The sequence below is a fragment of the Sphingobacterium sp. 1.A.4 genome (assembly GCF_002734245.1).
GTDB classification, from domain to species: Bacteria; Bacteroidota; Bacteroidia; order Sphingobacteriales; family Sphingobacteriaceae; genus Sphingobacterium; species Sphingobacterium tenebrionis.
Window position 1 is genome coordinate 56,343 of sequence record NZ_PEAZ01000052.1, and the last position, 13,808, is coordinate 70,150.

Here is a 13,808-nt window from a genome sequence, read left to right on the forward strand (position 1 = left end):
GAATCTAACCGATTTGCCCTTTTTTATCTTGTTAATCTTAATAATCTTGTTTAATTCCGGGTATAGGTACTTACTCGTCCACTTCTACCATGTTGATCAATGGCTGCCAGTTTCACGATCATATGATCTTTTAATGCAATCCCGCCTTTTGGATACGGACGGCTATTAACTGTTGGTATCGATCCATCTTCTGTATAATAGATCTGAAATCCAGGATATTCCGTATTGGCATGTAAAGTTCCCTTTTCAGCATTTATTCCTACCGATGGCAGCCGATACTTAAATCCGCCAAAGGCAAAATCCAATTTCTGAAGTTCATTACTACCTACCTTGTGCACAAAAGCATTATACGTTTTATCAAATTCGGATTTATTGAATTCCTTATCATTTTCCCAATTTCGTTTTGGGGCCCATGCCCGCTCTGCCATGGCAAACAAACGGGGGAACAACATGTAATCCATACGCTCCGCAGTCAGTACCGTTTCTGCCCACAGTGCGGCTTTGATGCCCACTAAGTTGGACCTCCCCTTCTCGGTAAGTCTTACTTTGCCTGCAATATATTCATCTTTCAGATCCTTGCCTGTCTGTGTGTATTTCATATTGGCAAAAAATGCTTCTGGCAACATGGAATAGGCATGGTATAGATCGGTTATGGAAGCCCATTTTAAGCCCGGTTCATTGAAATTCCTATCCCAGACCATGTCCAAATAATAATTTGCACAACTGGTAAATACCGTCTTATATCCCGCATTGGCCAATCTATAGGCCAAATCTTCCTGTCCTCCACCGATAACATTGTTCCATACATCTAGGTACATGTCCAAATGATTGAGTTCAGGATTGACCTGCATCCCTTTTCCTTGGTTGACCATACCAAATTCTTCCCATCCCGCAATGTTCATTCCCTTTGATGCACAGATGGCATTTATCTTTTCCACATAATATGGCCAAACTTCATAAACAGATTTCATCCCTTCTTTCGCCATCAGCTGCTTGATGATGGGTGAGCCTTCCCAAGATCCCGATGGAACCTCATCTCCGCCCAGGGAGACAAGTTTCAGTTCCAAACCCACTTCCTGATACATCTTCTTGATATCCTCCAATACCACGTCTATAAAGCGATATACAGAAGGCAATGCCGGGTTCATCACATTATCGTCCCAATATTGTGCGGAACTATATTTGGAACTATCAGTAGCTTCGTACAACAGGAATTCTTCAGCTTCTTTCTGCTTTCCGGCTTTCATCAAACGATGGTATCGTGTTTCCATGGCCTTTATGGCTGCTCTGGCATGCCCAGGGGTCTCTATTTCCGGAATGATGGTTACATGTCTTTCCGCAGCATAAGTCAATAGCTCCTGAAATTGTTCTTTTGTCAGAAAGGCATTTTCGGTAGGATTTGAGCCTGATCCATAAGCAGGTTGAATGCTATTCCCATCTTTAAAGGTTCCGGATCGTTTTGATCCTATTTCTGTTAATTCTGGCAATGAGGGGATCTCCAATCGCCAACCCTCATCGTCTATAAAATGCAGGTGGAACTTATTCAACTTCAAGGAAGCCATCACATCAATGTATTTCTTGATGGTATGGATATCCTTAAAATTCCGAGCGATATCCATCATGAACCCCCGATAAGCAAACCTGGGTTCATCCTGAACTTCCAAAAAAGGAAAGGAAAGGGCTGTTTTCCCCTGTAATTGTTCCGGATTCAATAAGGATCTTAAAGATTGAACGGCATAAAAAACGCCGGCCGCATGGGAAGCGGAAATTTCGATCCCATTCGTTGAAACCTTTAAATGATAGGCTTCCTTGCCTAATTCCTTGTTCTGTCTTATTTTAAGCTTGCCTTGGTCACCTTTGGGTGCCTGGATTTGGGCCAGATTTGGGAAAGTGCGGAGATATTCGCTAAAGGATTTTTTATCTGAATTATTGAATCCCTCATCGATAGAAACATCCAGTATCTTACCTGGGCTAAAAGCCCCATTTCCCATTTTCAAATGAGCGGGAGTTGGTAAAATGGCCTGCGCCTTGCCATTATGGGTCAAACTATTTCGTGCATAAAGCGCGGATAACATATTGTTTTCCTCTTGTGGGGTGACCTTAGCAGCAATCACTTCTGGATGTCCTATCTCAATGTGCTTGCTTGGTTTGGACTTACTTTCCAGGTAAAACCCATTTGGTGTCAGTGAAGTGTGGGTAATGGGATAAGGGGACTTGTATTCTAGTGTTATAGAATCTTTCACATTTATCCGAGTTCCCTTTGCAAAGTCTACGGAATACAGGTTACCATTTCGGTTATGGAACCTGTAATTTTTTTGGTTAATTTCTTCAGCATTGTTTTGGTTAATTTCTTCAATGGGATACATGGAATTGAACCATAGGTCATAGGTATCCAATTGGATGGGCACATTATCGGTATTGATCAAGGTCAGTTGCAATACCCGATTTTGGCTGGGATGGTAGTTAGCGCTAAAATCCCATTTTACTTTGATCTTCTGTGCGGAAGATTCCTGAAGTCCGAGACATAGTCCCAAACTCAGTGTAAGGTAAGTTTTTAATCGATTCATAATAGTTGTAATCTAGCAAAAAATACCCTTAAAAGAATTATTTAGGATTTTTTTGATAAAAAATTTTGGGAATAATAAAGGAAATTCTATATTTGCACACCGAAACACAAATCGGCCCGTTCGTCTAGGGGTTAGGACGCAAGATTTTCATTCTTGAAACAGGGGTTCGATTCCCCTACGGGCTACAGACTTAAAAGTCAAAACATACCAAAAGCTTGCAAATCAAATGTTTGCAGGCTTTTTTGTTTTATCGGTATCTACAAATCTTTCAACTTTTCCCAATAAAAAAGTGAGTCATTCGGTGAGTCATTTTTTTAATCTATCCTACTCACTGGAAAGGTTTTAACTCGCTGTTTAACAGCTTGTTTAAAAAATGAACATCTTGATTTCGTTCGGCTGCAAGGCTAATTTTGCTTTACTTAAATGATACTGTCATGAGTACAAATTATTCCTTGCTCTTCTACCTGAAGAAACCAAAAAATTACGTAAACGGCCCCAAGCCGATCTACATGCGTATTACCGTAGACGGAATACCGAAGGAGCTATCCACAGGACGGGAATGCGATCCTGCAAAGTGGATATCAAAGGCAAACCGTGCGAAGGGAACCAAAGAGGATGTCAAAACCCTGAACGCTTATCTGGACACCCTCGAACACAAAGTGGCGGATATTCATCTCCAGATGACCAAAAGCGGGGAGGACATCTCCGCTGAATCGCTGAAACAGAAATACCTCGGAAAGGATGTCCCGAGAAAATCATTGCTTGCTGTTTTTCTTGAACACAACGAGCAGATGAAAGCGCTGTTGGGAAACGGGTTTAAGCCCAATACACTGAAGGGTTACAACACTTCCCTTTCACATATCGCAAATTATCTAAACGAAAATCTTGACTTGAAGGATATCGAGGTAAGAAAAATGGATCATGGCTTTGTTGTCGGTTATGAATTTTTCCTTCGCTCTGCACTCGGCTGTTCGGAAGTATCTGCTGCCAAGTACATAAAGCACCTGCGGAAGATCGTTAGACTTTGTATAGCGCACAAATGGATTACAGAAGATCCCTTTGCATTCTATAAGAATTCTGCCAAAGCGAAAGAAAAAGAATTTTTGACCGAGGATGAGCTGGAACGTATCGAACGCAAGCTGTTTGCGATTCCCAGACTTGCACATGTGCGTGACATCTTTGTGTTCTGTTGCTACACGGGGTTGTCCTACGCCGATGTCAAAAAACTTTCCGATGTCGATATAGGAAGAGGTTTTGGAGGAAAACTCTGGATATTCACCAACCGGGAGAAAACGGAGACGGCTTCGAATATCCCCCTATTGCCAAAGGCACTGGAAATCCTTTCACGCTATAGTGATTATCCACCCTGTGTTTCCAAAGGCAGGCTGCTCCCCGTCCTCAGTAACCAAAAGATGAACAGTTACCTTAAGGAGATAGCTGACTTATGTGGCATCACCAAAAAGCTGACCTTCCACATGGCTAGGCATACTTTTGCCACAACGATCACCTTATCCAATGATGTGCCGATTGAATCAGTATCCAAGATGCTCGGTCACACGGACATCAAGACCACCCAACACTACGCCAAACTGTTGGATACACGAGTAGCAAGTGATATGGGCAAGTTAGAAAAGCGCTTAAAATTGGGCAACGGCTTCACAAAGTCTTTATAATTATTTGAAAACACAAAGTTAACGGTCAGACCTTCTATAGTCTGACCGTTAACTTTATGAAGGTGCTCTATTTCTGTTCCGTCTTTTTACCAGAAGAATCTGGAACGACCAGATGCATTTTCGGAGCCGTGTCTGTTAGATTCGTACGTTCTCCGGGATCTACTGTAGGAACGACCCTAACCGGTTCCGCAGGTTGATTTGTCTCGTTTTCATTATTGCTCATACTGAAAAGATTAGTGATTATTAATATGATTGTTGATGCTATAATATTGACCAAGGTAAATTTAATATTAAAATGAAAGACCTTGTCAATCTTTTTTATTTTTATCGAATTATCTTCAAATGAGGATTTATTTGCTCCGATCTCATGTAACAGAATTTCTTCATATTTTTTATTGACCAAGCTGTCGAATTTATCCGTGTGAAAACCAAAATCCAGAGATTTCGTTTTGAGCACCTTGACGAAATTTACTAAACAGATCGTCAGTCCCGCCAAAGGTAGGATTGAAACCAGCTTTATCCAAAGCGCACTGTTCTGGAGACCACTTATAAAAAATGGGATAAAGATTACTATAACGGTGATAACCGTAGCGGAAATCGCGATTTTGTTCCGGTAACTCTCCACCTGTTTTTCGATAAAATAACTCGATTTCTGGGCAAGGAATTCCAAGTCCTTGAGATCCTGCTCTTTGATCTGCAGCTTGTGTCGCTCTGATTTATCTTTCGTAAGCAAAGCCCTAAAAATTCTTTTGAAGATCTCCATTGTAAAAATTGGTATGCTTTCTTTTCCATACAAAGCTGATTAAATTATACTGGAGATACAACAGTATGATTTTAAAAATCATTCATTCCTGTGAAGTCTGCGTACATATACTTGCCTAATCCGGAACAGGTACAAGTATATTGCAGAAGAACCTCGGTTCATCGAAAAAACTTTAAAATAACCTTTATTTGCAGGCTAGCCTAGTGATTTATAAACCATGAGGTTTCATTTAAGCGTCTCAAATCGTAACTTTGATAGTAGATTAATATGAAGATCACATTTCAAGGCATTTATTCTTGTATGAAAAAGCTTGCGAACCATGCGCAGGACCGTAAAATATATGTTCAGATCACACGCCGTTGTGACAGACATCACCGGAAACGTCCCCCGGTGGACTAGGCACTATTTGCCGTATGCGAAGGCAGAACGAATAGATGTCAAAGAAGGTATAATCATCAGCCAGTATTACAGCCATTTCCTTTTCTTTCTTGAAGTAATCGAGGTTGATATACACTCCGACCTGCAGGCAGATTACCTGATGGAGGATACCAGTCTGTTCCTCTTTATGATGTTGGAAGGGAATATCCAATTCCATAAACACGATGGAGAATACATTGCCGAAGCAAAAGGAGACGTCTGCTATGCCACGTACAACCGGCAAGGACTGTATTCGTTCAGCTTACCGGCAGGAAGACACCGCCTCTGCTATATCATCCCCAGAAATGAATGGGTGACAAAGAACATCGGGAAATATCCGAGACTGGAGCCATTCCTAGATCAGATGGGACAAGATAACCTGCCATTCGGGCACATGCCGTCCTGCCGGATCGAAAAGGGGATGGAGCGAAGTCTCGATAAGCTTCTTGGAAGGACAGAGTTAAAGGACAAGGATCTTGAAGCCGCCCTGTTGCGCGATTCAAAAAGAGTGCTGTATCATTATCAGCTTGCTGTCGAGAAAAAAATGTCTGCCCGTCCCTACCTTATAAAAGAATATCTGGATCTAAATTATAGGAGTCCCGATCTGACAAATAAAGTATTGATGGATAGGTTCAACATTACGGAAAAAACACTGATCGAAACCTTCAAGGCCGAGTTTGGGATCACACCGCACAACTATCTGATCCAGTTACGCATGCAAATGGCCAAGCAGTTGCTTCTCTCAAAAAGTTCCTCTCCAACAGAAGTCTGGCAGCTGGTCGGATACGCAGATTTCAGGAGTTTTGGCATACAGTTCAAGAAATTCTTTGGTTTTCCGCCTTCAGAGTGTATTTAACGTACTTTTAAAGTCATTTTCAATAAACAACAGATCCTCGACCCGAAAAAAACTTACTTTTTTGCCCCTATTTTTCATAAAAAACAATGCTTTTTGGTAAGTTTTTTTCTACCTCTACATCAAAAACGATGTTGAACTTTGTTAAGTAAGCTTGAACAATTTTTCTCCTTCGAGAGATTCAAGATATGGCAGGCGTATCGGGCTCCACACCATCTTTCCCGATGGCAGAGTTCCAGACAGGGTAGCAAAAGGCAGTGAGACCAGCTATTTATATCCGCCGATACGCATCTGGACAAGTTCGGATGTCGGGACACAGGGACGAGGGTTACATCGATAAAGTGCAGACAAGCCTAATCGGGCAGGTGGGGCCAAGGCCGCCCTGCTGAACAGTAGGCAAATGGTCAATGTTAAAAATGAATGCAATGGACAGTAAAGGCACAGCGAAAGAAAAAAAGACAGGTTTCCCCCATCGAATGGAGAATCTGTACCGATCCCTATGGATGGAGCTGCATGTCCTGTTCTTGCGGATATCCATGGTCATTACCTTGGTGATGAAAGTCATCAAACAGGAAAAATCACCTTGTCGGATTGCCTTAGCCCAGAAGAGAGTTTCTAGAAGAATTGTCCACCGACGTAAATTTACGGTATTTACGATATACCCGGATAGCCGCAAGAACTATCCGGGAAATGAAAGCCAACGTATCTGGATACAATGGTCTTCAGCGAGGTCTGCTAAAAGACAACCCTAAAAAATAGTATGTGAAAATAAAGTTGTCCTTTGTCTACGCTACTATAAAATCTAACTTTAAGATCAATTACGTGAAAAATCTAAAGAAATTAATGTTTGGCCTTGTGGCGCTTGGATTAGCGTTCGGCCTTATGTTTAGTGTAAGTGCTTTTAAAGCAAAAAAAGCAACTTTTACATATTGGAGATATGATCTCAACACCCAAGTCGGTGCTAGATCTGGGTTTAATTATACTCAAATTACTAATCCAAGTGCACCTGGTTGTGATGATGGGGAGGAAATGCCTTGTGTAATACAGGTTGACGAAAGTATAGATACCCAAGCAAAACTAAACACATATTTGTCAACCAACTTTCCTAATGAGGCTGCTGTAACGGCTGCCGCTTTACATACCAAATCAAACTAAAAGTGCTATTTTGCTTGGGCTTTCTAAGAAGAGAGATGTTTAACTCTAAGCATGTACTTAAAGCGATGTTGTGATATGTAGAAAAATTGTGGTGTCCGTATTTTTTGGACACCACTTTAATCGTGTAATTTCTTGGCAATCGATTTATCAGCGTTCATTTTGCTGCATGCCACTAAGCGCAATTACATCCTCTGGGATTGGCAGAGCATAACCCTTGCTCTGTGGCTCAAGTTTATAGACCTTTCCATCTATTGTCCTGCTGAGCGTAATGCCATCCCCCTCCTCATTATAACGTTTAATATCCAGCCATCTCATACTTCTGAATGCCAATTCTTTCCGTCGCTCGTCTTTAATTATTTCCAACGCTTCGAGGGATGAAGTTGCCAATGTCGGAACAAATGTACCTGTACGGTACCTATACTGCAAAAGAAGGTTAAGATCATCTAAGGCTTCATTAACCTTTCCATCCCTTGCTTTGCATTCGGCTCGTGTCAGCAGCATTTCGGCCGTAGTAATACCATTGAACAGAGTCGCTCCAGCCTGATAACTACCTTTAAAAATATAGGAAGTGCCGCTGGCGCGAAAAAATGCCAACTTACGTAAGTCATCTGTATGGTACATATCATATAGCACAGGATTAATGAGTGCCCTACTCTGTACAATAGGTCCTACCGTTGCCACCCTGCTCTCGAAGATCACCTCCTCGTTTAGATGAGGCAACGGGAAATTGACAGTGATTGTAAGTGTATTGTAATCCAATAGACGATGCTGGAACCGTAAACAACTATCTGCATATTCCCCTGCTGCAATATAATCCCTCATTTGCAGATATACACGGGACAGCATTCCATAAGCCGCAGCCTTAGAAGGTCTGGTAGGGGAAGGAACAACATCCGGTAAAAACTGAGCGCTCTTCTTCAGATCGGCAAGCACCTGATCATAACCATCGGCGATACTTTGACGGGTAGATGGCTCGTTGAAATCGGCATTCAACCGAAGAGGGATACCTGGCAATGTTTCGGCCGTAGCCTTGTTATATGGCATGCTCCAAACCCCAAGTGCATTGAAAAAAGCCCTGCCCCTGAAAAAATACGCCTGAGCCGAAATTCCTGCAAGAGCATCATTGTCGTTGATGATAGTAGAATTATCCGCGACAGCTTGCAGAATGTTATTGGCCACATTAACCTGCGCATAGATGTTTGTCCAAGCATTGTATTGTGGCTTAAATATATTTGCAGATGCCCAAACATATAGATTTCTATCGTACTCGTCACGCGCGTTAAAAACAACATCGGTCATATAGTAGTTGTCACCACACACCTCACCCATTGCCGGGTCGGTATAGTTAAGCGTAGCATAATCGTCCAATACGGCCTGCATGTCCCTGATAGTGGTTATTGTAGCAAGTTTCTGATCAGGCTTTTCCTCCAGAAACTTTTCACAGCCTGTCATGGCTATTATGACCAAAGTGGCAGCAAAATACTTTATTCTATTGTTCATATATCTAAAATTTAAATTGAAGTGCCAGCGCGTACGCTTTTGATGGCTGCAGCACATTGTCATAATCGGGATCGAGATCTTTCTTATTGGACGTCCACAACAAACCCAAATTGCTTGCGTTTAGCATGATGCGCATATCTCGGATACCTAAATTCTTGAATTTGTTTTCCAATTGGTAGCTTAGGGAAACATATTGTAGGCGTAAGTGGTCTGCCGGCTCCACCAGTACTTCCGAAAGTTGATAGAACAAACTCCGACTATCATTAACCGGGTATTGGAATGAAGGTACATTAGTATGCATCTCATCTCCCGTATTTTGCCAGCGCAGAGAATAGTCCGAATGACCGCGTCCGCTGCCCACCAAATTAGTATACTGTATACTGCTGCGTCTGAAGTAATAACCAAACTTATAGGCAAGTGCGACTTCCAGACTCAACCTGTTGTAGCTTAACCGATTGGTAAAATTTCCAAATACTGTAGGCAGTGCGGAGCCGTGATATCGCAAGTCCGTCAGACTACTGCCGTTCCCCGTGAGCTCCACGTAATCCGTAGAAAAATCGTTGTTGAGATAACCTAATGGATTTCCCTGCTGATCCAGTCCTCCATATCGGTACGAAAAGACCGAGTAGACCGGTTTACCCACCAAGCCGGTAATTGTTCCGGTCCCTATATAGTCTCCGCCTTTCGTTGAGACGTCATAATAATCCGTTACCTTGTCCCGATTGGTGCTGAAATTTATGATGGTACCCCATTGGAGGCCATTTCCCACAAGGTTACGGCTCTCAAGTCTCAGATCGATGCCATGCCCCTCCATCGATGCAATATTCCTTACCATGGTCGGCCCCACACCACTTGTGTAGTCAATAGGATAAAAGCCGAACAGATCCTTGGCCCTTTTTCGGTAATAGTCAAAGCTTCCGCTGATGCGCCTGTCAAAGAGACCAAAATCAGCACCTATATTAAGTGTGCCAACAGTCTCCCAACGTAGATCGGGATTATAAAAGCGTGTAATCGAGGCAAAGTTGCTTTGGGTAAAAGGTGATACAGTATTGTAGGTAATGGTAGTGAGGCCGGTACGTGATGGGTCTGCATTGCCGCTAAATCCATAACTCGCCCTAAGTTTCAGAGACGCGCCTGATTTTAGCCAAGGCAGATCGTTGTCGACATTCCAAGCCAAACCCACGCTCCATAATGGCTTCCATTTATTGTTCGTACTCACCCCGAACAGATTCGATGCATCGCGACGGGCACTGGCATAAATAAAATAAGTATCTCTGTAACTATAGCTAGCATTACCATAAAAACTCACAAAATTGTTCCGAGTCAGCCCCAGGCTTTGCCTGCCAGGTATAAAGCTGTTGCTGCCGGTGATGTAGTGCGGATACCGCTTTGTCAGATCAACTAGACCTGTATTCAGGGTATTCGTTTCCAGTCCAAAATAGCGGAAGCTGTTGCTTTCATTGCGTAGAGAACGACGCTCAGCACCGGCAAGTGCGTTAAAGTGATGTGACCCGAAGCGTTTGTCATAGTTCAGTTGAAGCCTTAAGTTGTTCGCCAGCAGATATCCGTTCTGTAAATCCATTATACCACCCTGTGGAACCAAGTAACTGATAGAGCCATCATCGGCAGGCTGAGCAAAACTGTTCACGATATCCCTTGCAAAATAACTCTGGGCATCATAGATATTTTCATTAGTGGTCTGCTGTCTTTCCATACGATAGAGCGCTTGAACATCAAAACCTGCATACCGATAATTCATTCCTACATTTATCCCTGTATTATTAAGATTTATCTCGTCCTTGTTAAAGAGACAGTCCGTGAGCGGATAATATTTCCAATCAGCCAGTCTTCCATCCAATGTGCTCAGGTAGCTTAGCCGATAGTTCTGTACCAAAGGCATTGCATTACCATCTTCGTCTGTTAGTTGTGCATAAGGATAGAGTGTGCCATTTAACGCTGTGATCTCGGTATAACCCTGCTTGCCGCTTTTGCTTTGTGCATTAGCATGGGTAATATTCATGTCCACGCTTAGGTTTTTTGCCAAATTGATTTCCAAAGCATAACGTAAGGTCAACCTAGCGTACAATGCATCCAGATTATCCCTGTTTCGGTCGTATCCCGCTGTCGCTAACCAGTTATAGCGCCTGTTGCCTCCATTGGCCTGTAGGTTGTACTGCTGGTTTAGCCCCACTCCATAAACCTTGCTCTTGAACTCATCCCTCACATCCAGATGGCGCCATCGATCCAGACGTTCTTCTTTTTCACTTGGGCTCAGATCTGCATTGTAGAGTGTCTCTATTACGGGCGTCAACCCTGGCATAGACGGGTCATCATAAGCAGATTGATAATATCCTTGGGAAAACAGATAACTTTCGACATCGATATAATCGGATGAACTCATTTGCTGCAAACGATACAGGTTGGGCTTACTAATGACATTATTGTTAATACTGCCCTGTATTTGCAGATCTTGATTGAATTCACCTTTCTTGGTCGTGATCACAATTACACCATTGCCAGCCTTACTTCCCCATATAGAACTTGCCGCGGCATCTTTCAGCAGGGTAATACTTTCAACATCATTAGGATTGATATTTTCGAGATTTCCATCATATGGAAAATTATCTACAACTATCAATACATCCTTGGGACCATTGATGCTGCTCAACCCTCTAATGGTAATACGTCCCTGTGCTGTACTACGGTCTACGCTCAGTCCGCTGGAAATAGCCTCTAGCCTAGATAGTACGTCTGTGCTCACCTGATTCTCGAGCATATGGGAACCGATATGCTGTACCGATCCAGTTAGTTGCTCCTGCTTGATCTTTTGGTATCCTGTACTGATTACCACTTCCTCAATTTCTTTTACCACTGGTCTTAAATGGAAGATAAGAGAACCGTTATAGTCACTTAGCAAAGTATCCAAAGGAATGTAATTCAACGCCTGTATCCTGAGTTTTACAGGTCGATTTACGATAGAAAGCTTAAAATAACCGTTGTTGTCAGTCGGAAAATTGTTGTTTCCTACAGAAACAACAGCGGTAATTCCCTTTTTGCTGTCTGCATCAACCACTTTAAAAACCCTTTGTTGGCTATGGGCAACAGCAGCTATGGTAAATAATACCGATATCATAAAAAAGATCTTTTTCATTGGTTGCTAGTGTTACGTCTGCGAATGGTCTCATTTAGTTTGTGACGCCTTTTAATGGAAACCTCTATGTTATGCAGGTCAAACATTTCTGCGCCTGTTGCTGCCCGGTATTGTCCATTTTCGATCCACACGTAATGTGGTATAATGGAGTGTTGGAATAGTTTCCAAAGTATGCCATCTTTCATAATGGTATTTAACCCGCTTCCCATTTCTCGCATCTTACCTATTATCTTTTCCTCATCATCTCCGGTATTGTCTGCATTAACCAGTACTACAGCAACTTGGTCAGCGAAAGTGAGATTTATACTATCGGCGAAAGCAAATTTTTTGAGGCATGGGCCGCACCAACTTGCCCAAAAATCCAAGATGAGCAGATTGCCTCTGTATTGCTCTAAAGTCTGTTTATTGGTTTGTCCGTTAATGTAAATGGTATGCTCTTGCTGCCAAAAGGTTTCAGGTAGTTTATCGCCAATCTTTAGAGGTCTAACATCATTTAGCCCAGCATCAGCCCGCTCTTGGGCGGACTGCGCTTGGGCATAACTAAACAATATGAAACAAAAAATTGTGAGCAAAAATGCCTGCCGGACATATACCAGTCTATGCCCATGGGTGGCAGACAGGAATATCTTGTTAAATGAAAAGAGTGTAATGTATATTCGCTTTACTTTAGGCCAAAGCTTAGCCAGTGCGTATAAAAACGTCATTTTTTTGAATTTATTCAGTTGATGAATCAGGTTAATAAAAAAGACTCTTGCACATGGAAGCTAATGGCAAAGATTGAATTCTAAGGAAGCTGTGCACAAGTCAAAAAAATGGCAGGATTATACCGGAGGTTTTATCAGGTTCTTAAATAATTCTTTTTTTAGGCTCATTGTGCTTTATTTTGATCGTAATAAAGCGAGGAGAAAAGAAAACGGCACAGTCCTCTACTCGCCCCCTCCCCAGCCAGGTTCGGAAAGACGAGTGAGCTACCTATGCCGCAGTCCCAAATATATTGATAAATATAATTGCACGACAATAGGAGCGCCACTCGCTGCATCCTATTTCCTGTAATTTGGCTGGGGAGAGTCGGATGCATTAAATTTTGCTACTACCTAGATTTTATTCTAGTATTAACTAAGTATCACATATATACAAACATAAAAATTCATCATAGCGTATATTAGTTTAAAGAACCAAATATACTAACAATAAAATTAACCTCCAAATCTTGGTGTAAAATAATCAATTATTTGGAGGTTTTAAATAGGTGTATCTTCCACTTTCATCGGGTACTTTGTAGTATGGAAGAATCAATTGGAAAACATATACAGAAATATTTAAGATATAAGGGTATTTCTAACAAATCCGCAGGTGACTCTATTGGTCTATCTGAATCTGCATTCGAGAAAAACTTGATGAAGAATGATATATTGATTAGTAGGCTTTTTAAACTTTCCTCTCATGCTAAAAAGAATTTTTTAGAGTTCTATTACGACAAGGAGCCTTTAGCAACATTTAGAAAAGAAGAGTTCTCAAAATGGGTAGAAAAGATAGAAAACTTGGAAAAGACTGTTCAACTTAAGGACGAACTTATAAAGGAAAAGGATCAAGTAATTTTTCTTCAAAATAAAATTATAGCTGAGATTGAAGAAAAGCTTAATCAAGCTAATAAGGGTTGAACCACTATAAAAGACCCTTTTTGGCATTTCATACTTAGTACAGATAACACTTACTATCAACAACTATC

10 protein-coding genes and 1 tRNA gene are annotated in these 13,808 nt (G+C 41.8%); 6 read left to right on the top strand and 5 right to left on the bottom strand.

Going from position 1 to position 13,808, the window contains the following annotated elements:
* Window positions 1–50: 50 nt before the first annotated feature.
* Window positions 51–2,567 (bottom strand): family 20 glycosylhydrolase, encoded by a 2,517-nt coding sequence (locus CRJ00_RS08400; protein ID WP_099366428.1) that lies wholly within the window; start codon window positions 2,565–2,567, stop codon window positions 51–53.
* Between the two features lie 113 nt (window positions 2,568–2,680).
* On the opposite strand from CRJ00_RS08400, the gene CRJ00_RS08405 reads away from it, so the two are divergent.
* Together CRJ00_RS08405 and CRJ00_RS08410 are read left to right on the top strand one after the other, a co-directional pair.
* Window positions 2,681–2,752: transfer RNA gene (locus tag CRJ00_RS08405), tRNA-Glu, on the top strand.
* A 249-nt stretch (window positions 2,753–3,001) separates the two neighbouring features.
* On the top strand, window positions 3,002–4,240 hold the full coding sequence (locus CRJ00_RS08410; protein ID WP_099366429.1) for a site-specific integrase: 1,239 nt from the start codon (window positions 3,002–3,004) through the stop codon (window positions 4,238–4,240).
* A 67-nt stretch (window positions 4,241–4,307) separates the two neighbouring features.
* On the opposite strand, the gene CRJ00_RS08415 is transcribed toward CRJ00_RS08410, so the two are convergent.
* On the bottom strand, window positions 4,308–5,003 hold the full coding sequence (locus CRJ00_RS08415; RefSeq protein ID WP_099366430.1) for a hypothetical protein: 696 nt from the start codon (window positions 5,001–5,003) through the stop codon (window positions 4,308–4,310).
* A gap of 340 nt (window positions 5,004–5,343) precedes the next feature.
* Here CRJ00_RS08415 and CRJ00_RS08420 point away from each other — a divergent pair, with 340 nt between their 5' ends.
* The 3 genes from CRJ00_RS08420 (at window position 5,344) to CRJ00_RS08430 (ending at window position 7,428) form a co-directional block, all read left to right on the top strand.
* Window positions 5,344–6,276 (top strand): AraC family transcriptional regulator, encoded by a 933-nt coding sequence (locus CRJ00_RS08420; RefSeq protein ID WP_180268453.1) that lies wholly within the window; start codon window positions 5,344–5,346, stop codon window positions 6,274–6,276.
* Between the two features lie 413 nt (window positions 6,277–6,689).
* On the top strand, window positions 6,690–7,025 hold the full coding sequence (locus CRJ00_RS08425; protein ID WP_099366432.1) for a hypothetical protein: 336 nt from the start codon (window positions 6,690–6,692) through the stop codon (window positions 7,023–7,025).
* A 70-nt stretch (window positions 7,026–7,095) separates the two neighbouring features.
* Window positions 7,096–7,428 carry a hypothetical protein gene (locus CRJ00_RS08430; protein ID WP_144038129.1) on the top strand — a complete coding sequence of 111 codons (333 nt, stop codon included), beginning with the start codon at window positions 7,096–7,098 and terminating at the stop codon, window positions 7,426–7,428.
* A gap of 147 nt (window positions 7,429–7,575) precedes the next feature.
* Here CRJ00_RS08430 and CRJ00_RS08435 read toward each other — a convergent pair whose 3' ends face one another.
* Genes CRJ00_RS08435 through CRJ00_RS08445 form a run of 3 tightly spaced genes read right to left on the bottom strand, consistent with a single transcriptional unit; the run spans window position 7,576 to window position 12,783 of the window.
* Window positions 7,576–8,928 (bottom strand): RagB/SusD family nutrient uptake outer membrane protein, encoded by a 1,353-nt coding sequence (locus CRJ00_RS08435; RefSeq protein ID WP_180268454.1) that lies wholly within the window; start codon window positions 8,926–8,928, stop codon window positions 7,576–7,578.
* Between the two features lie 4 nt (window positions 8,929–8,932).
* Complete coding sequence (locus tag CRJ00_RS08440) at window positions 8,933–12,079, bottom strand: SusC/RagA family TonB-linked outer membrane protein (protein WP_099366435.1); 3,147 nt, start codon at window positions 12,077–12,079, stop codon at window positions 8,933–8,935.
* Window positions 12,076–12,783: a TlpA disulfide reductase family protein gene (locus CRJ00_RS08445; protein ID WP_099366436.1), complete on the bottom strand. Its 708-nt coding sequence runs from the start codon at window positions 12,781–12,783 to the stop codon at window positions 12,076–12,078. Before CRJ00_RS08445 ends, CRJ00_RS08440 begins: the two co-directional genes overlap by 4 nt.
* A 579-nt stretch (window positions 12,784–13,362) precedes the next feature.
* Between CRJ00_RS08445 and CRJ00_RS08450 the strand changes: the two genes are divergently transcribed.
* Window positions 13,363–13,740 carry a hypothetical protein gene (locus CRJ00_RS08450; protein WP_099366437.1) on the top strand — a complete coding sequence of 126 codons (378 nt, stop codon included), beginning with the start codon at window positions 13,363–13,365 and terminating at the stop codon, window positions 13,738–13,740.
* The last annotated feature ends 68 nt before the right edge of the window (window positions 13,741–13,808 follow it).